Here is a 19,885-nt window from a genome sequence, read left to right on the forward strand (position 1 = left end):
CGTTTTTATTAAAAAGGCGAGAGTCATACTCCTGTGTTCGCAAGGCTTACTCCAGAGCCGTTCTCCATGACCAGTTGTCATCAAATGGTAAAAAAATCATCATACATTTTAAGGAAAAAGGAGGATGTCAAGTTATTAGAAAAAAGTGTAGCGTATGTTTATAGGTACTAGCTCTATTATTGAGTCGCTTAACTGCGGAGTCTGCTTTTTACTGCCGGTACTGCAATTTGTTCTCAAATGGTAAAAGTTCCCTAAATTTAAAGAAAAAGGAGGAGCGTTAAGTTATGTATAAAAAATGTTGGGTATGCCTATGGGTCCTTGCTTTATTATTGAGTTGCTTCACTGGGAAGTCTGCGTATGCTGCCAGCACTCCAATTGCAAAACATGTTGGGAATTCAAATCCGCTTATAGACCATCATTTGGGAGCAGATCCGTTTGCGCTGACCTATAACGGAAGAGTCTACATCTATATGTCAAGCGATGACTATGAATATAATAGCGACGGAACGATTAAGGATAATTCATTTGCCAATTTGAATAAAATATCCGTCATATCTTCAGCGGATATGGTGAACTGGACAGATCACGGAGCGATTCCCGCAGCGGGTGCCAATGGGGCGAATGGCGGCCGGGGGATTGCCAAATGGGCAGGAGCATCATGGGCCCCGTCAGCCGCGGTGAAAAAGATCAATGGTAAGGATAAATTTTTCCTTTATTTCGCAAACGGCGGCGGAGGTATCGGGGTTCTCACCGCAGACAGCCCGACCGGCCCATGGACAGATCCGATCGGAAAACCGCTTGTAACGCCAAATACGCCAGGAATGTCCGGTGTTGTATGGCTTTTTGATCCTGCAGTATTCGTAGATGATGACGGTACCGGTTACCTATATGCCGGCGGAGGCGTTCCGGGCGGTTCAAATCCATCGCAGGGGCAATGGGCCAATCCTAAAACAGCAAGAGTCATGAAATTAGGTCCTGATATGACCAGTGTTGCTGGAAGTGCATCGACCATTGATGCGCCTTTTATGTTTGAAGACTCAGGGATGCATAAGTATAACGGAAAATATTACTATTCCTATTGTATCAATTTCGGGGGCGCGCACCCCGCCGATAAACCTCCAGGTGAGATCGGCTATATGACCAGCTCAAGTCCCATGGGTTTCTTTTCGTATAGAGGGCACTTTCTGAAAAATCCGGGAGCATTTTTCGGAGGCGGCGGGAACAATCACCATGCTGTTTTCAATTTTAAAAACGAGTGGTATGTGGTGTATCATACTCAAACTGTCAGCTCCGCTCTTTACGGAGCCGGCAAAGGATACCGTTCTCCCCATATTAATAAGCTTGTGCATAATCCAGATGGCTCCCTGCAAGAGGTAGCGGCAAATTTTGCAGGTGTCAAACAGCTATCCAACTTGAATCCATATAACCGGGTAGAAGCGGAAACGTTTGCCTGGAACGGACGGATTTTGACAGAGGCATCCTCAGCGCCCGGCGGGCCGGTCAATAATCAACATGTCACAAACATTCATAACGGAGACTGGATTGCTGTTGGAAATGCAGACTTCGGCTCAGGCGGCGCCAGGACGTTTAAAGCAAATGTAGCGTCCGCTCTTGGCGGGAAAATAGAAGTGCGGCTAGACAGTGCAAACGGTAAGCTTGTCGGAACCTTGAATGTCCCTTCCACAGGCGGAACGCAATCCTGGAGAGAAATAGAAACTGCGATAAGCGGCGCAACAGGTGTTCACAACGTATTCTTTGTATTTACGGGAACTGATACAGGAAACTTGTTTAACGTTGATTACTGGCAGTTTACACAAAGATAAGCAAAGATACGTTTTCTAAGTCCATAAAAGACATATGAAAGAGAGGAAAAAATGATGTCGAGCGTAAAAAAATCAATTTGTGTATTATTGGTATGTTTCACAATGATGTCCGTCATGCTCTTAGGACCGGGAGTTACTGAAGTTTCAGCAGCAAGTGATGCAACAGTTAATATATCTGCAGATAGACAAGTGATTCGCGGTTTTGGAGGAATGAACCACCCGGCTTGGATTGGAGACTTGACTGCAGCCCAACGGGAGACCGCTTTTGGCAATGGACAGAATCAGTTAGGTTTTTCGGTCTTAAGAATTCATGTAGATGAAAATAGAAACAATTGGTACAAGGAAGTGGAGACTGCAAAGAGTGCGATCAAACATGGAGCAATCGTCTTTGCTTCCCCTTGGAATCCGCCAAACGATATGGTTGAGACTTTCAATCATAATGGTGACACATCAGCTAAGCGGCTGAGATACGATAAGTACGCCGCATACGCGCAGCATCTTAACGATTTCGTTAATTTCATGAAGAGTAATGGTGTGAATCTGTATGCGATTTCTATGCAAAACGAGCCTGATTACGCTCACGAATGGACATGGTGGACGCCCCAAGAAATCCTGCGTTTCATGAGAGAGAATGCCGGTTCCATTAATGCCCGCGTGATTGCGCCGGAATCATTTCAATACCTGAAAAATATATCGGACCCCATTTTGAACGATCCGCAGGCGCTTAGGAATATGGATATCCTCGGAACCCACCTGTACGGCACTCAGGTCAGTCAGTTTCCTTATCCTCTTTTCAAACAAAAAGGAGGAGGGAAAGAGCTATGGATGACGGAGGTATACTATCCGAATAGTGACAACAATTCAGCGGATCGCTGGCCTGAGGCTTTAGGTGTTTCAGAGCATATTCACCATTCAATGGTAGAGGGAGATTTTCAAGCTTATGTGTGGTGGTACATCCGCAGATCATACGGCCCTATGAAAGAAGATGGAATGATCAGCAAACGCGGATACAATATGGCTCATTTCTCAAAATTTGTGCGCCCTGGCTATGTAAGGATTGATGCAACGAAAAATCCTGAACCGAATGTTTACGTGTCAGCCTATAAAGGAGACAATAAAGTCGTGATTGTTGCCATTAATAAAAATAACACAGGAGTCAACCAAAACTTTGTGTTGCAGAATGGAACTGCTTCGCAAGTATCCAGATGGACCACGAGCAGCAGCAGCAATCTTCAACCTGGAACGGATCTCAAAGTAACAGACAATCATTTTTGGGCCCATCTTCCGGCTCAAAGCGTGACAACATTTGTTGTAAAGCGTTAAAGGCATCAGCATCGCAATAAGCCAATTTTCTTACTTGAAAAAGAAAATTGGCTTATTTTCTGTGGGATAGAAGTGTTGATTTTTTTAACGATGCACAGACATTGGGTATAATAATGACAATGACTTCAAGGAGTGATCAATATATGTCACGGCTTCACAGCAAAGTATTAATCATAGACGACGAAAAAGAAATTTTGGAACTGATCAAAACCGTATTAATAAGAGAAGGCATTGATCGCGTGATCACCGCTTCGACTGCCCGTGACGGATTGGCTCAATTTCATCAAGAAAATCCCGATCTTGTGATATTGGATATCATGCTGCCAGACGGTGAAGGCTATGATATCTGCAAGCAAATAAGAGACATTTCACACGTTCCGATTATCTTTTTGTCTGCAAAGGGGGAGGAAACGGATAAAATTGTAGGACTTGCCATCGGCGGGGACGACTACATTACAAAACCCTTCAGCCCTAAGGAAGTTGCATATCGGGTCAAAGCGCAGCTGAGACGGGTCTCTTACTTACAGCCTTCTCAAACCGGAACCGTGATAAAAAAAGGGCCATTTGAATTAAACCAACAACAAGCCGAGCTCACCAAAAATGGAGCGGCTATTGAGTTAACACCTAAAGAACTTATGCTTATGACCTATTTTCTGCAGCATCCCAATCGGGTGATCAGTAAAGAAACACTCTATCAAGCTGTATGGGGAGAAGATTTCTTCGGTTCTGACAACACGGTGATGGTTCATATACGCAGGCTCCGTGAGAAAATAGAAAACATCCCATCAAAACCAGACTTTCTCGTCACTGTGAAAGGGTTAGGCTACAAATTTGCTGTAAAGGATGCGTAAGGATGAATTGGCGATTAACAGGCAGGTATATGGTCTCTGTCATTATCGTGACCATCATTACAGTCTTCATTAATTTATTTATTTTTATGTTTTTGCTCGTTTTCCAGGCGAACAGCCAACATGACGAAGAAAGCACACCGGAAACTTTCACAAGATCATTCCGACAATATGTCACGTTATCGAACAATGGTATCACAGTAAACAAAGAGGGCCAAAAAGCTTTAAAAGAGCAGAATGCATGGATTCAAATATTAGATGAAAACGGACAGGATGTTTATCATGATAGAGAACCTAAAGGACTGAAGGAAAAATATACGCCTATTGAAATTGTAAATTTACATAAATATAAGGATGAACGATTATTATCAACCATTTACGCCGGCGGAAAAAAAGTAAACGGCAAGGAGTACAGTTACTTTATAGGGTTTAAAAATCCCTCTCTCGGAAAATATGTCCTCTCATATGATACCAAGGAATTTGTGACGAAGTTCAATGCAGGGACCATCATATTATTATCAATAGATGCATTGATCGCGTTACTCATTGGCTATCTATTCAGCCGGCAGCTCACAAAACCGCTCGGCCGTGTCATTCAAGGAATCCAGCGGTTAGCTAATGGAGATTATACGATCAAAATAAAATCCAAAGGCATTTATAAAGATGTCTTCTATAATGTCAATCATTTATCGGAACAACTATCTTCAAGCAAAAAAGAAAAAGATAAATTAGAGCAAATGCGTGAAGAGTGGATCAGTCATATTTCTCATGACATTAAAACACCATTAGCATCTATTCAAGGCTATGCAGAAATCATCCAAGATCCAAATTACCATCTCACAGTCGAACAGATCAGAGAGTACGCCCAGATCATTGAGAGTAAATCCCTCTATATGAAAGATGTGATGGAAGATTTAAATTTAACGACAAGGCTGAAAAACAACGATGTGATGTTACATACAGAACGGGTAAACCTTGTATCGCTGCTGCGGGAAACGTTAATTGATATGTTAAACGATTCTAGATATGCGGATAAGTCCATTGAACTTCAAACGAACCTGGAAAAGCTGATGCTGAACCTTGATGCGATATTGATTCGGAGAGCGGTCACGAATCTCATTTTAAATGCCCTCGTTCACAATGATCCCGATGTGAAGATCGTTGTACAGCTTGAACAAAAAGAACGAACTCATGTGACAATTAAGGACAACGGCAAAGGGATAGAAGAAGAGGAGCTGGAGAAAGTGTTTGATCGCTATTACAGGGGCACAAATACAGGAACGACGCATGCAGGCTCTGGTCTTGGAATGGCCATAGCAAAGGATATTATCCAAAAGCACGGAGGGGACATCACCATTCAAAGCACCGCGGGAGAAGGGACAACGATAGATATACAATTATCATAATGGCTATACAAAAAAGGTTCTGTGATCAATAACAGAACCTTTTTTTCCTATTGCTCCGAAAACACTTTGATTCCTTTGACAATGTTCCAAATGAAAAAGTAGATCGCCACAAGGAATGTAACAGCATACGTCGCAAGCAGGAAAGGCCCGGCGTGCCTGATGTCATTCATACCAAGTAAACCTGAAGCGATGATGCCAATTACAAAAATCAAATAAGGAATCAGATGCGTCCATAAAGATTTTTTCGCATGATATTTCACATCGTCCTGACCTAAGAAATAGACGATAATCGGAAACAGAAATGGCGCAAAAAATATACTGAAGTAACATAATGAAGACAAAATTCTATTTTCTCTCAAACCTTTTCACCTCTATGATTTATTGAAGGGGGAATTCTTCTGGCTGAATCCCTCACTGAAGTACAATCTTATTGTACAACTCCAACCTTAACCCGTATTAATCCGAACCTTACATCAACCTTAAATTAACAAGGACGGGCAAGGGCTCGTCTTCTTACAGCAAACATAAGATTCAATGCCATATTGAGACTCATCACATTCAGCGTGTCTACGTTGGAAATACATTTAATTTTTCGATTCGATTGAAAAATGACGTGTAAAGTCCCGATTCAGTCCGGTTTTCTTTGTACTATATGTGTCAGGTGTGTCTTATTCAATAGAGATAGAGCAAATTGACAGGCTTTTACACCTCCCAAAAAACAAGAAATTAGGTTGATAGACAATCATGAGAAAGATTTTTACAATGAGTTCGAGCTCATAAGAAAGAGCCAAAATGATGCGAAGGAGGAAAAGATCAGATATGAAACGGTCAATTTCTATTTTTATTACGTGTTTATTGATTGCGGTATTGACAATGGGCGGCTTGCTGCCTTCGCCGGCATCAGCAGCAGGGACAAAAACGCCAGTAGCCAAGAATGGTCAGCTTAGCATAAAAGGTACACAACTTGTAAACCAAGACGGCAAAGCGGTACAACTGAAAGGGATCAGTTCACATGGATTGCAATGGTATGGCGATTTCGTCAATAAAGACAGCTTAAAATGGCTGAGAGACGATTGGGGCATCACCGTTTTCCGCGCGGCAATGTATACGGCAGACGGCGGTTATATTGACAACCCGTCCGTGAAAAATAAAGTAAAAGAAGCGGTTGAAGCGGCAAAAGAACTTGGGATATATGTCATCATTGACTGGCATATCTTAAATGACGGCAACCCAAACCAAAATAAAGAGAAGGCGAAAGAATTTTTCAAGGAAATGTCAAGTCTTTACGGAAACACGCCAAACGTCATTTATGAAATTGCAAATGAACCAAACGGTGACGTGAACTGGAAGCGTGATATTAAACCGTATGCGGAAGAAGTGATTTCCGTTATCCGCAAAAATGACCCCGACAATCCCATCATTGTCGGAACCGGTACATGGAGCCAGGATGTGAATGATGCTGCCGATGACCAGCTAAAAGATGCAAACGTCATGTACGCGCTTCATTTTTATGCCGGCACACACGGCCAATCTTTACGGGATAAAGCAAACTATGCACTCAGTAAAGGAGCGCCTATTTTCGTGACGGAATGGGGAACAAGCGACGCGTCTGGAAATGGCGGTGTATTCCTTGACCAGTCGCGGGAATGGCTGAATTATCTCGACAGCAAGAAAATCAGCTGGGTGAACTGGAATCTTTCTGATAAGCAGGAATCATCCTCAGCGTTAAAGCCTGGAGCATCTAAAACAGGCGGCTGGCCGCTGTCAGATTTAACTGCTTCAGGAACCTTCGTAAGAGAAAACATTCGCAGCAACAAAGATTCAACGAAGGACGCCCCTGAAACGCCAGCACAAGATAATCCCACACAGGAAAAAGGCGTTTCTGTACAATACAAAGCAGGGGATGGGAGTGTGAACAGCAACCAAATCCGCCCGCAGCTTCACATAAAAAATAACGGGAATACGACGGTTGATTTAAAAGATGTCACTGCCCGTTACTGGTATAACGCGAAAAACAAAGGCCAAAACTTTGACTGTGACTACGCGCAGATTGGATGCAGCAATCTGACCCACAAGTTTGTGACGCTGCATAAACCTAAGCAAGGCGCAGATACCTATCTGGAACTGGGGTTTAAAAAAGGAACACTGTCACCGGGAGCAAGCACAGGGAATATTCAGCTTCGTCTTCACAACGATGACTGGAGCAATTATGCACAAAGCGGCGATTATTCCTTTTTCCAATCAAATACGTTTAAAACAACGAAAAAAATCACATTATATCATCAAGGAAAACTGATTTGGGGAACAGAACCCAATTAGTAAGCTTTAGGCGGACATCAGCAACGATGTCCGCTTTTATCATCTTAAACAGCAATACATGGAGGTTTACGTGGCGGATGAAACTCTGAAACAGTATATGGGCCTGTACAAATGTTGTTAGCAATCTCAAGAAAGCCAAGGAGTAGCTATGATTCACTGAACATATGATGTAATGAAAAACGTTTGTAGCGCAATGTATGTATTTCACATCCGCCACTTTTATTACTTAAGGGGGAACAAGAGAATGAAAAGGTATGACGCGTTTCCAGAGCCAATTGGCGGCTATACTGTCGGCCGAAGCCAGATGGATTTTGAGTACACGGCACCAGATCATACAAAAAGAGAACTGACGGCGTTTGTGTACTATCCGTCCGACAGCAGCGAAGGGAAGACTACATCAGCGTACATGTTTCCTGAAGTCTGCGAAATGCTTGATGAGCAGCCGCTTCTCACTGCGTTGAAGGATGCTTACACTATAGATATCAAGACCCAATGTTACGATGGCCTTGCTCTCTCCGGGATGGAAAAACGCTATCCGGTGTTATTTTATGTTTGCGGCGGGGGCTGTTCTCCAGAATGGGGTACAGTGATCTGTACAGACTTGGCAAGCATGGGATATGTTGTGGTAAGCATCGGCCATCAGAATAGCACGATGTATAAGCGTAAAGATGGGCGCCTGTTTAATATATCAAAGGATTTTTCGGAAATTATTATGGCGTTTTCTGAAGATCCGGAGATGATGGCGTTGGCTGGTAAGATGGAGATGCGTCCTGACGATGAAACTGCCATTGAGATGTGCCAAAACGTGCTTACACTGCCGATACTTGACAAGTTAACAGAGTATAGTGAATTACAGGCAGAAGATGTAAGGTATGCAGCCGATTATCTTGTCAAATTGGACTCTGGAGAGCTGAATTCCATCTTTAAGGGCAGATTGTTGCTTGACATCGGTATGGGCATAGTCGGACATTCTTATGGAGGGGCTACGACGGCGATTGTTTGCCGGGACGACGACCGGTTCGCCTGCGGGATTGGCTTAGATAGCGGAGCGTTCGGCCTTCAGGGCAGCGACCTTAAGAAACCCTTTTTGCTGCTGTTTTCTGAACCGAACTATAACATGAATGCGATCATTGGCGCTAACAATAGCATGGATACCTATTATTTCTCTGTTGATCGTGCTGCGCATTTAGATTACTGCGACATCGTGTTTACCAGTGTGAATGAGGAACTTAGAGGCGAACGGGATGCCATGGAGATGCGAAATCTTGTTACAGACTATACGAAGAACTTTTTTGATCATTATATACTGCAGAAGGCTGCAAGTGTGGAAAGTCTGGCATACGATGGCGTGGACTTGATCAAGAAGACCAGCAACAAGTGACATAACCGATTAAAATACTCAAACTGAAAAACCTTTATGACCAATTTAATTTATTAAGGACGTGGAGGTTTTTTAATATTACCTTACAAAAAGGGGACGCTCTTATAATATGAATCCACTTTTATATTCTCTTCACAATTTCTAGTTTACATAATATATATTCTAGGAAGTTAAATCTTTGATGAAAATTCTGTCTCGTTATCTTAAGTATACTTAGTTGATGAGACAGAATTAAAAAAATAGGATGTATTACGATTTGTATTTATTTCTTACTGCTTTACATAGCATCGATCTTTATAAATTGTTTCACACTTTACTTCTTCCACATCAACTTTGCCATCGGATAATCTTGTGTAAACATAAACCCATTTTTCATTTCCGTTTTTAATAAACATGTCGAATTTAAAAGCGTCAGTATATTTGTCCATGACCCAGATCAATCCCGGAAGAGTTTCTGCTTTTGCTGGCGACACAGAAACCAATAATGCTCCAGCAATTACAGCCGCACCGGCTATTTTTTTAATTTTACTTTTTAACATTAATATTGCCCCCTTGTGATTTATTGCCTGCTGCTTTCTCACTTAGCAGGTAATCTGATTTTACCATCTTGTACAAAGGGAATTTGTCATATTTTGTAGATCAGATACTTATTTTCACTAAAAATACATATATTGTCATGAATTTTATCCGAATAAGATCTCTTCTTTTTTGAAAGCGTACACAAAAATAAAATCATGTCTGGTAATACTCCGACGATTTTTTCGCATCGGCTCCTCACATATGAGCTGAGCAAGTATGACAGCCGCCAGCCCGAGCACTGCCGCGAAATAAAATCCGGCCCTGAGCCCCAGCCAATCGTTAAAAAATCCCTCGACCAAAGGTCCTCCGAAAATACCGAGTGCATAAAGCGCCTGGTACGCCCCCATCGATGTTGCTCTCATGTCTGCCGGAACAGACTCAATCGACATTCCAAGCAGCAAAGGAAAGATAATGTGAGTGAAAAACCTATTAAAATCTGAACCACATAAAGCGCCATCGGGCTGATGGTAAAAGGAATGATAAAAATAAAAACGGCTGCGAGTAAATAAAACAGCTTTAATGTTACCCAGTTTCCGCACCTGCGAACTAACGTTCCTATCACTAGCGGAGCCAGTGCGGGGGGAGTCATAAACGAAAAGACAACAAGCTGATTTCTTTCTCACTGACACCTATACGCAGCGCATATGCCGTTGTGAAGCCAAACATTTTCGTAAAAATCATGTCACGGGCTAAAATGGATAAAAACGAGATTTTCAGCAAGGACATATGCCCGGCTGCCTTCACCATACCGCTCAATGTAACAGGTATCTTTGCGGTCGTTTTCATTTCGCGAATCATGAAAGACAGGCAAAGACTGGCAAGACCGAGGCTGCGTCCTATCCTCATTCACTGACAACATAACCGCTCATGTCATCCCGGACAGCTGAGCTAACACGAGAATAAATGAGATCCAGCGGATGACTCCTTTCGTGTCATCCGCCGCAAAATAGCTCGCAAATAAAATGGTGAATATAACCCATGTAGATGAGAAAAATCCGCCTGATGATCAGACGGCTCTGCAGCTTGTTACTTGCTTCGGTTACCTGCGGAAGCGTGAGTGATCCGATAATGCACAGTTAAAAATTTCAGTCCGAACAGCCACATATGATGAACGGCCTTCAGGCTGGTTTCGCTCTGGGCTGAAATAAGAAATGTCTCTGCCAGCGGAAGATGACACGCCCCCCATTTCGTCTGCAGATAAATCCCTTCATCACCCGCTCCGCTTTTTCGCCGTCTGCTTGTCAAAATAAGATTCTGCTTACGCGCATAAGGTTTTAAAATGCCCGTCATTTGGCCGTACGGCAGCGGAAGAGAGATATTCATGTATCCTTCCCCTTTTGACCTGTACGCTGAATACAGCGCAGTAAAAACGGTTTCCTGCTTTTCATTTGTTCTGATCCACGCACGGACATTTTTTCTGCCATCTTTGTCAGAGTCAACTCCTATAATATCACTGTGCATGATATACCAATCCGGATTCATGGACAGGTGAATCTGCCCCGCTCTTCTGCTGAACGGCTCGTACATGCGCGCGAATGGACGAAACCATCTGCTCCACGTCACTTTTGCCATGATGTCATAATCAATTGTCTCTTCATAAAAGGAAATAACGGCCGGCGCCAGTTTTTCAGTTGAAAAGTCTTCAGAATGCAGTTCTCTCAGCTGATCCAGAAGGCCGGTATAATGGATGTCATTTGCTGCATGAATATCAGTCAAAAATTCTTTGCCTATCGTTCTCTTCCCGTAAATACGGCTGAACGTTCTTTCACTGCCCTCATCAAACGGTCTCGGATTTTCCAACCTCCACCCCGCCAAAGCCGGCAGGATAACGCCGAATGCATTGACGGCCCCGTGAATCCAAATCATCTGGCTGATCGTGAGCGTTGCCTCCTCGCGGTAGACACCGTACGAATATATCAAAGAAAAAGCAATTGTGATCATTAACACAGCCGAAGAACTCCTGATCAAGACCCTTCCTGTTTTCGTAACAAACGGCCCCGTAAAGACGAGATATGCATTTACATACAGACCCGCCAGATACAGGGCGACAGCAATCACATCAAGTGTCTTTGAAAATGTAATCCCCAAGGCAATAAGGATCGGCGAAATCAAAATAATGACCGTGCTCCACTGGTAAAGTTCGCGTTTCTCCCGTATGATCCTGCCGAGCAATCCGTTAAAGATCGGAATGAGGAAAGCGGAATAGTGAAAGTGCACCGCCGTCAGCAGAACGATAAGCGGGCCGAAATTCATGACGGGAATCTCAAGGACATATGCGAAGAACCAGAATCCGCCCCCGGCCAAATAAATGAAACCCGCCATAACAGATATCTCTTCTGTTCTGTGAATATTTGTTTTCGTCAGCCGCCGGACAGCATACAGTGCCAGCCCAAGCGTATAAATGAGCCACACAAAGGCAAAAAAACTGAAGCCTGTGACAAGCGCAAGCGCCGCACATATAGCGGCAACAGGATAACTCCGTAACAACACATTCTCTAAGGTCTTTGACGGCCGAAAAGCAAAATCGAATACAGCAGGAACGAAAAAAAGTACGGAAAATAAAACAAACGTCTCAGCAGCTGATATATGCGGAGCTTCAGCCGCCGCAAATCCCAAAAAGCAAATCACGCTTACCATGAGATAACGCTTCAGCATGTTTCTCCCTCTGTTTCCCGGAAAGTCCCCCGGTAAGAGAAAAGCGTGCCGAGTATCCGATTTTTCACATGAACCTTTATTTTGAAGCAATTCATTTCCTCATCATAAGCCTCATAAACGGTTGAACTGCCGCACAGCCATGCCGGAAGCGGGATTTTCTTTCCGCCTATCAGGAGCCACTGCCTTCCGGATGTAATAACAAGCCCTCCGTCTGAAGACGCTTCTAAATGCAGTTCAGACAGTAGGATGCGGGGTTTTCCGAAGTAATCAAGAATTCTGTTTTCCCGCTCATCATATTCCATGACTGCATCAAAAAAACGCGTTTTGCTTTTAAAGAAAAAGGTACGATTCCATTCCACGCCACTTTGCCTGTTTTTGTTTTCGATAGTGAAAGGGATATCGTTTCCCCTCTCTGAGAAAAAACATCTGAAAAAAACACCTGTCTTTAAAAGCATTCTGACAAGAAAAGAACCTCCCTTTATTTCTGACATAACGCCTTCTCCGCAAAACGTGCGTGATTCGTCAAATCTGTACCGTTTCTGCAGCATCGGGTGCAGTGATTGATAATGAGTAATCGCTTTTTCATACATTGAATCCGTCATTTCACTTCTCTCTTTCGTTTTGTATGCCAGGCGCTCGGCAGCTTGAGCTTAAGAATCATGCCGGCTATCGTAAGCACTCCTAATGAGATCACGAATCCGCCGCCGGAATATAACAGTGCCGTTACACAAAAGAAGACTGACTGCCCGGCGTGAATCAGCCACTTTCTCCGCATGGGAAGCAGCCATAATACCCCTAACCCTGTCTCCAGCGCTCCCCTCACGATCTCTGCATCGGCACAGCCATCATGAAATCCTTGAAAAAACCAATACAGACTGAATACGAGACACATAAAGACATAGACAAACCCGGAACGGACTGATATCTTCGGATGTCTGTTTTGTTCTATCCAAAGCCGCAACGCATCAAAACTCCATGCGGTAGCCCAGCTTAGCAGAGGACGAAATAAAAACCGGTCTATCCAACTTCCCGGCAGACCGCGGGCCGTTTCATATTGATATTGAGTCAAAAATGCGATTTGGCCGTTATCCCGCTCTATATACTTCCAGTAGCCCCTGCCTTCTTTTATAAGTGCCAGCGGATGATCAGAGGCAAAAGCGAGCGAAGACACTCTTTCTGACGAGCGAGGCCTTATGTCACCTATTGATTCGCCCGTGCCGGATACCTTCAGCCCAAAACCGATTCGTGTTTCATATAGAAACCTCTGCGGTTCATCTGGCAGCCTATGAAGATATGTAATGTCAGAAAAACGCAGATCCCATTCCTTATGAAGATGCGGGTTTTGCGTATATTCCCAAAGCGTTTCTATATCAGATGCAATATTGATTTCGACATATATCGGCTTCTGTTTCATGCCCCCTCCTCTCCCCTTCTTTTGTAAACAATTCCTATATTATCATAGGAACAGATCAAGCGGCAGAACGAAAAGGCCATCCCGTTATCGGCAGGACAGCCTCAGTGGCTTTGATGACTTATGAATAAGGTATCGTGTCTTTTTTATCTTTAGAAGCGGGTTGAATGATAATCGGACGCACGAAACAGATTACCGCAGCCGAGGCCAAAACGGCTAATCCGCCTGCAAGCAAAAACGCCCCGGAGAATGATCCGCTTTTGTCCGCGATAAAGCCGGTTAAAGCAGGCCCGATAATACCGGCCGTGTTTGCAAGAAAATGCATAAAGCCGCCGACTGACCCGACATTCCTTTGATCAACCACATCATGAATCACCGCCCAATAGATAGAGCCCGTTATATATAAAAAGAAAACTGATAAAGCAACGAGAATAACGGCACTTACGGTAGTGGTAACAAGTCCGGCAAATCCGATCAGTACAGCGGAAGCGAACAGACAAGTGACAAGAATGACTTTCCGTGAGAACAAAACCCCTTTTCCGGCGGTTTTTTTGAATACATAATCAGAAATCATTCCGCCTGCCGCCAAACCGATAAATCCAAGAATCCAAGGAATAACAGTCACCACGCTCATAAATTCAACACTTAAACCGCGTTCTTTCACCAGATAGCTCGGAAACCATGTTAAGAAGAAAAATAAAATGTAGTTGTAGGCGAAAAAGGCAAAAGCCGTGAAGAGAATCGTTTTTTGTTTCAAATAAAAGGTCATCGGGATATGCTGCTCATGCGACTGAATCTCCGCTTTCATTGCCGGAGCGTCTTCCGTCGGCGCCGGCCGTTCTTTGACAAATTTAAACCAGATGACCGCCCAGACTAAACCGATGATCATGATCAGGACAAAGGAAACCTTCCAGCTGAACGCCACAGCAATCATCCCGACAATCGGGCCGGAGATCGCTCCGCCGAGCGGCGTTCCGCTGTTTGTCAGGCCGATGACCGTGGCGCGCTGAGACGGAGGAAACCAATTGTTGACCATTTTGCTTATGGCAGCCGACAGCGGCCCCTCCCCCATACCGAATAAAACACGGATAATCAAAAGACTTACAAATCCGAAAGCAAGCGCAACCGCTCCGCTGAAAAGAGACCAAACGATCATCGCCGTACACAATGTCAATTTAGCCCCGTACCGGTCAGATGCAACACCGCCGAGAAAGTTAAACACAGCGTATCCGACAGAAAAACTGCTGAAAATCAGCCCCATTTGGGTTGCCGACAATGTGAGATCCTGCTGTATGAACGGCGCTGCAATAGACAGCGCTGAGCGGTCTAAATAGTTAATCACCCCGGCAGAAAATAATAGAAGAATAATAGGGAATCTATCCTTTGAGAACATAAAATCCCCCTCTCATCATTTCATAATATTCAGACATTTAAATTGCCGGAGTAAACCGGTTTATGCAATGAAACCGGTTATCCGGATTGCCTTGCGAGCAGCGCCGGTTTATAGCGGTGAATCCGTTTTTCACCGCCATCTTTTTCTTGTATCTGGCGAAGAAGAAGGCTTCCCGCTTTTCGCGCCATTTCTGCCGCAGGCTGGACGATCGTCGTAATCGGAGGAGTAAAAAAACCCGCAAAAGGAACTTCATCAATTCCGATGACGGCTGCCTTATCCGGAATTGTCATATCATGCTCCTTCATATACTTCAGCACCTCAACAAGAACGATATCGTTTGCCGCCAATATCGCTTTCGGAGGCTCCTGAAGTGAGAATAGCTCTGACAAAACATTGGAAATATCAGCCGCATCGGCTGTTTTGATATATTCGTTCCGCACCATCATTCCGTGGCGGTCAAGCGCCTTCTTATACCCTTCAATCCTTTCTACCCTCGGACTGATTTCCCGAATAATGGACGTCGTAATAATCGCGATTCTCTTAATGCCGCTTTCGATAAACCGGTCAACGGCAAGACCGGCTGCATGATGATTATCAAGCATCACTGTCGGAATCCCGAGTTCTTCAATGGTTCTGTCCATAAACACGACCGGAAACGTATCGCGTTTCATCTTTTCATATAAAGAGAGATTTTCGCCCGTCGGAAAAATAATAATTCCGTCCACCTGCTTGGCCCGCAGCATTTCAATATATTTCTTTTCTTTTTCCGGTTCATCATCCGCATTGCAGACAATAATATGAAATCCTTGTTCATGAAAATAGTCTTCCACCGCCCTGATGACCTGAGTGGAAAAGGTGTGAAGAATATTAGCCACCACCACACCTACTGTAAATGTTGATTTCTGTTTTAAGCTGCGGGCGACGAAATTCGGCTGATAGTTCAGCTCTTGAATGGCCGCTTCTATTTTTTGTTTCGTTTTCTCGCTCATATAGTCATAGCGCTGATTTAAAAATTGAGATACGGTGCTTTTAGATACGTTTGCATATTTCGCCACATCAGAAATTGTAATGGTTTTCATAGACTCATCCCCGTCTGTCTTCATTTTTCACTAGTATAAGTCAGAAGTAAATAGTTTACAATCTGACTGGGACATGGGTTCTGTCACACTCCGGAATAAGCCATAAAACCTCCGTCGACGGGAACGGTGACCCCTGTGACAAAGCCTGAGCATGAATCATCCGAAAGCCACAGGAGCGTTCCCAGAAGGTCTTCCGGTTTCCCGAAACGTTTCATCGGTGTATGTGCCATAATCTTATTGGATCGGTCTGTCAGACTTCCATCTTCCTGTAATAACAACTCACGGTTTTGCGCTGTCAAAAAGAAACCCGGAGCGATGGCATTCACCCGCATCCCTTTTTTTGCGAAATGAACAGCCATCCACATCGTAAAATTCTGAATCGCCGCCTTGGCCGCGCTGTAGGCAGGCACCTTTGTCATCGGTGTATACGCACTCATAGAAGAAATATTAATAATCGTGGGACATTCCGCCTTCAAAAGGTCTTTTCCAAACACTTGCGATGCCAGAAATGCACCGGTAAAGTTGGTTGAAAATACGCTGGAAACCCCCGTTTCGTCCATATCAAAAAAGGATGTGCCCTGCTCATCCTCTTCATACGTCTCGCTGGCAGTGATCGCATTAGGGTGGTTTCCCCCGGCTCCGTTAATTAAAAGATTGACAGAACCGAACCGGCTGATAATCTCGTCTTTTGCCTTTTCGAGCGAATCACGGGCTGAAACATCAGCCGGTACAGAAACCGCGGTTCCTCCAGCGTCAGCAATCTCGCCCGCCGCACGCTCTGCTTTATCAGCATTCCGGCTGACGATCGCAATTTTCATCCCCTGCCGTGAAAGCTCCTTTGCCATTGCTGAACAGAGAACACCGCTCCCGCCTGTTATGACAGCGGTTCTTCCTGATAAACGTTCATGAATCGGTTTCATCTCTTCACCCCTTTCTCATGAGACGAGAACGCATCCCACAGTCCGTTCAAGTACATAATTCCTAAGGCACGATCATATAAACCATAACCCGGCCGGCATTGTTCGCCCCAGATATGACGGCCGTGATCAGGCCGTACATATCCTTTATAGTCTTGGCCGTGCAATTCTTTTACCACAGCGGTAATATCAATGGACCCATCACTGGTAAGATGCGAAGTTTCCGTAAAATCACCGTTATCGCAGATTTTCACATTTCGTATATGGGCAAACGGCGCAGCTCCCGCATAGTGTTTGGCGATCTTCACCATATCATTGGCGGGATCCGCTCCCATCGAACCCGTGCATAACGTAATACAATTGGCGGGTGAATCTGAAATCTCTCGCAGCTTTTCATAACTTTTCTCACCGGTGATAATACGGGGCAGGCCAAAAATTGACCAGGGCGGATCATCCGGATGAATGGCCATTTGAATGCCGTGTTCCTCCGCTACAGGAAGAATTTCGTGTAAAAAGAACTCAAGATTGGCCCAAAGCTGTTTTTCACCGACCGTTTGATAGGCCTCAAACAGTTCCTTGATCCGGGCCATTTTCTCCGGCTCCCACCCGGGAAGCGTCAAATCAGAAGATTCTTCAACCGTGCGGATGAGTTCCTCCGGAGGGAGACTTTCCACTTTCGCTTTTTCAAAAAACAGTGCGGTTGACCCATCCTCCAGCGCGCGGAACATATCGGTACGCGTCCAGTCAAATATCGGCATGAAATTGTAACAGATGACTTTCACGCCGAATTCGGACAGATTGCGAATGGTCTGTTTATAGTGTTCAATATATTGTCCGCGTTCTTCATGACCAAGTTTAATGGCTTCATGAACATTCACGCTTTCCACGACCTCTGCATGAAACCCATAGGATTGAATGACTCTGACTTCCGCTTCAATGTCCTCCTTTTCCCATACTTCGCCCGCGGGCTTCTGGTGAAGAGCCCAGACGATGCCTTTGACCCCGGGAATTTGTCTGACATGTTCAAGAGTCACCGTATCATTACCTTGGCCATACCAGCGAAACGTGATATTCATGTTACACCCCCGTATATTCGTTTTTTCGGCAGACGTATTCTTTGCTGAGGGATACGGCAGCTTCATAGCCGCCCTTTTGATATGCTTTTGTCAAGTCGCTTCCCACACCGACCGCGACCGCTCCGGCAGAGAGCCAGTCATTCATGCTGTTTAATGAGATGCCCCCGGTCGGCATAATGCGGACATTCGGCAGAGGACCGTTGACCGACTTGATAAATGAAGGGTCAAACGAATTAGCGGGGAACAGCTTTACCACATCACATCCGGCTTCGAGCGCCAAAGCCATATCAGACACGCTCATGCATCCCGGAAGATACGGTACGCTGTACTGGTTGCATAGAGATGCTATCTCTTTTACAAAATGAGAGCTGACGATAAATGAGGCGCCTGATAAAATGGCGTGTCTCGCCGTTTCTGTATCCATTACAGAGCCGGCTCCAAGAAGAATATCTTGATGCCGGAGTTCCTTAAAGACATCTTCCACTTCAGGAGTTGTGTATGTAAGCTCAATGGCGCTGATACCTCCTGAAATGGCCGCTCTTGAAACTTCAAGCGCCTCTTGGCTGTTTTGTCCCCTTATGACAGCCACCACTTGTGCATGCAGAAGTTTTTCGTAAATAGCGTACTTAGGCAGCATTCTCGCTCCTCCTTTAATCAAACGTAATGATTGCTTTTCCCACCTTGCCCGGGTGCTGTTCGATCAACTGAAATGCTTGATGGACGTCATCTGCTGAAAATGTATGTGTAATAAGACCGCCGTGCGTTAACAGGCCTTTATTCAGTAAGTCTGTAATGTACGGAAACTGATTCGTCTGCAATCTTGAACCGGTTATCGTGACTTCCTTTTTTGTGATCGGAAGCTGAGAAATGCCGGCAGTCCTCTCATCAAAACCAAGCACAACCACATGACCGGCCGGAGAAACCGCGTCAATGGACGTTTCAAACGTTGAGGGGAGACAGACGGCATCAATGACAACATTGGCGCCTTCATTTTCTGTCCATTCGTTCACCCGCAAAACGGGATCTTCTTTTTGCGCGTTGACGGTAACGTCCGCACCGTTTTTTTCAGCGAATGCCAAGCGTTCCTCATTCAAGTCGGTTATCATGACGGAAGCGCCTTTGAACTTTGCCATTTTTAATATGCAGATTCCGATCGGTCCCGCTCCCTGAACCAAAACGGTATCTTCCTTCTCGACACGGCCTCTCCAAACGGCCTGGGCGCCGATCGTATATGGTTCTGCCATGACCGCTTCCTCCCAGGGCAGATCGGGCGAAACGGCATGCAGCTGCTTTTCCGGAACCACGATATATTCCCGCATCCCGCCATCTTCATGAACGCCGAACACCGAAAGCGCTTTGCAGACGTTCGGACGTCCTTTCCGGCAGGCATAGCATGTTCCGCAATAAGATATCGGTTCAACCACTACCCGGTCACCCGGCTTGAAACGCCGGACATGAGAACCGGTCTTTGCGACTTCCCCTGTGACTTCATGTCCGATTACTCTCGGCAGGGACGCTAACGGATTTGTCCCATGATAAATATGCAAATCTGATCCGCAAATTCCGACCCGCTTCACCTTGACAAGAACATCATCCGCATGGACAACAGACGGTTTCTCACATTCCGTCACTACCAGATCAAATGCTTTCCGTACTAGAACCGCTTTCATTTTCT

At 44.8% G+C, this 19,885-nt stretch carries 19 protein-coding genes; 6 read left to right on the plus strand and 13 right to left on the minus strand.

Annotated elements, in window-relative coordinates; all coding sequences use genetic code 11:
• Positions 1–284: 284 nt before the first annotated feature.
• The 4 genes from ACWHAR_RS05135 (at position 285) to ACWHAR_RS05150 (ending at position 5,400) form a co-directional block, all read left to right on the plus strand.
• Positions 285–1,823, plus strand: a complete 1,539-nt coding sequence (locus ACWHAR_RS05135; protein WP_032875084.1) for a glycoside hydrolase family 43 protein — start codon at positions 285–287, stop codon at positions 1,821–1,823.
• A 51-nt stretch (positions 1,824–1,874) separates the two neighbouring features.
• Positions 1,875–3,146 (plus strand): glycoside hydrolase, encoded by a 1,272-nt coding sequence (locus tag ACWHAR_RS05140; protein ID WP_032875082.1) that lies wholly within the window; start codon positions 1,875–1,877, stop codon positions 3,144–3,146.
• A 143-nt stretch (positions 3,147–3,289) separates the two neighbouring features.
• Entirely contained in the window at positions 3,290–3,997 is a 708-nt protein-coding gene (locus ACWHAR_RS05145) for a response regulator transcription factor (RefSeq protein ID WP_032875080.1), read from the plus strand.
• A 2-nt stretch (positions 3,998–3,999) separates the two neighbouring features.
• The gene (locus ACWHAR_RS05150; RefSeq protein WP_032875079.1) at positions 4,000–5,400 is read left to right on the plus strand and encodes a sensor histidine kinase; all 1,401 of its coding nucleotides are present in this window, start codon (positions 4,000–4,002) and stop codon (positions 5,398–5,400) included.
• Between the two features lie 47 nt (positions 5,401–5,447).
• On the opposite strand, the gene ACWHAR_RS05155 is transcribed toward ACWHAR_RS05150, so the two are convergent.
• Complete coding sequence (locus tag ACWHAR_RS05155) at positions 5,448–5,759, minus strand: DUF4870 domain-containing protein (RefSeq protein ID WP_032875078.1); 312 nt, start codon at positions 5,757–5,759, stop codon at positions 5,448–5,450.
• 460 nt (positions 5,760–6,219) lie between these two features.
• Between ACWHAR_RS05155 and ACWHAR_RS05160 the strand changes: the two genes are divergently transcribed.
• The gene (locus ACWHAR_RS05160) at positions 6,220–7,719 is read left to right on the plus strand and encodes a cellulase family glycosylhydrolase (RefSeq protein WP_032875077.1); all 1,500 of its coding nucleotides are present in this window, start codon (positions 6,220–6,222) and stop codon (positions 7,717–7,719) included.
• Positions 7,720–7,963: 244 nt separating this feature from the next.
• Entirely contained in the window at positions 7,964–9,100 is a 1,137-nt protein-coding gene (locus tag ACWHAR_RS05165) for an alpha/beta hydrolase (RefSeq protein ID WP_032875073.1), read from the plus strand.
• 269 nt (positions 9,101–9,369) lie between these two features.
• Here the strand turns inward: ACWHAR_RS05165 and ACWHAR_RS05170 are convergent, their stop codons facing one another.
• The 12 genes from ACWHAR_RS05170 to ACWHAR_RS05225 form a co-directional block, all read right to left on the minus strand.
• A complete protein-coding gene (locus ACWHAR_RS05170) occupies positions 9,370–9,639 on the minus strand; it encodes a hypothetical protein (protein WP_014418037.1) in 270 nt (89 codons plus the stop codon).
• 144 nt (positions 9,640–9,783) lie between these two features.
• Positions 9,784–10,068 carry an MFS transporter gene (locus ACWHAR_RS05175; RefSeq protein ID WP_087920768.1) on the minus strand — a complete coding sequence of 95 codons (285 nt, stop codon included), beginning with the start codon at positions 10,066–10,068 and terminating at the stop codon, positions 9,784–9,786.
• Positions 10,069–10,264: 196 nt separating this feature from the next.
• Positions 10,265–10,525 (minus strand): MFS transporter, encoded by a 261-nt coding sequence (locus ACWHAR_RS05180; RefSeq protein ID WP_032875070.1) that lies wholly within the window; start codon positions 10,523–10,525, stop codon positions 10,265–10,267.
• A 180-nt stretch (positions 10,526–10,705) separates the two neighbouring features.
• Positions 10,706–12,334 carry a YndJ family protein gene (locus ACWHAR_RS05185; RefSeq protein ID WP_032875068.1) on the minus strand — a complete coding sequence of 543 codons (1,629 nt, stop codon included), beginning with the start codon at positions 12,332–12,334 and terminating at the stop codon, positions 10,706–10,708.
• On the minus strand, positions 12,328–12,936 hold the full coding sequence (locus ACWHAR_RS05190) for a DUF4166 domain-containing protein (protein ID WP_032875066.1): 609 nt from the start codon (positions 12,934–12,936) through the stop codon (positions 12,328–12,330). Before ACWHAR_RS05190 ends, ACWHAR_RS05185 begins: the two co-directional genes overlap by 7 nt.
• Positions 12,933–13,748, minus strand: coding sequence for a hypothetical protein (locus ACWHAR_RS05195; protein WP_032875064.1), 816 nt, complete (start codon positions 13,746–13,748; stop codon positions 12,933–12,935). The genes ACWHAR_RS05190 and ACWHAR_RS05195 overlap by 4 nt, the downstream gene beginning before the upstream one ends.
• Before the next feature lie 118 nt (positions 13,749–13,866).
• Positions 13,867–15,138, minus strand: a complete 1,272-nt coding sequence (locus ACWHAR_RS05200; protein WP_029325933.1) for an MFS transporter — start codon at positions 15,136–15,138, stop codon at positions 13,867–13,869.
• Positions 15,139–15,215: 77 nt separating this feature from the next.
• Positions 15,216–16,217, minus strand: coding sequence for a substrate-binding domain-containing protein (locus ACWHAR_RS05205; protein WP_032875062.1), 1,002 nt, complete (start codon positions 16,215–16,217; stop codon positions 15,216–15,218).
• An 83-nt stretch (positions 16,218–16,300) separates the two neighbouring features.
• Positions 16,301–17,137 carry an SDR family oxidoreductase gene (locus tag ACWHAR_RS05210; protein ID WP_032875060.1) on the minus strand — a complete coding sequence of 279 codons (837 nt, stop codon included), beginning with the start codon at positions 17,135–17,137 and terminating at the stop codon, positions 16,301–16,303.
• Positions 17,134–18,210, minus strand: a complete 1,077-nt coding sequence (uxuA, locus tag ACWHAR_RS05215) for a mannonate dehydratase (RefSeq protein ID WP_032875059.1) — start codon at positions 18,208–18,210, stop codon at positions 17,134–17,136. Before uxuA ends, ACWHAR_RS05210 begins: the two co-directional genes overlap by 4 nt.
• 1 nt (position 18,211) lies before the next feature.
• Complete coding sequence (locus tag ACWHAR_RS05220; RefSeq protein WP_014418028.1) at positions 18,212–18,847, minus strand: bifunctional 2-keto-4-hydroxyglutarate aldolase/2-keto-3-deoxy-6-phosphogluconate aldolase; 636 nt, start codon at positions 18,845–18,847, stop codon at positions 18,212–18,214.
• Positions 18,848–18,860: 13 nt separating this feature from the next.
• Entirely contained in the window at positions 18,861–19,880 is a 1,020-nt protein-coding gene (locus ACWHAR_RS05225) for a zinc-binding alcohol dehydrogenase family protein (protein ID WP_032875058.1), read from the minus strand.
• Positions 19,881–19,885 lie beyond the last annotated feature (5 nt).

It is taken from the genome of Bacillus sp. LR--39 (genome assembly GCF_053613335.1).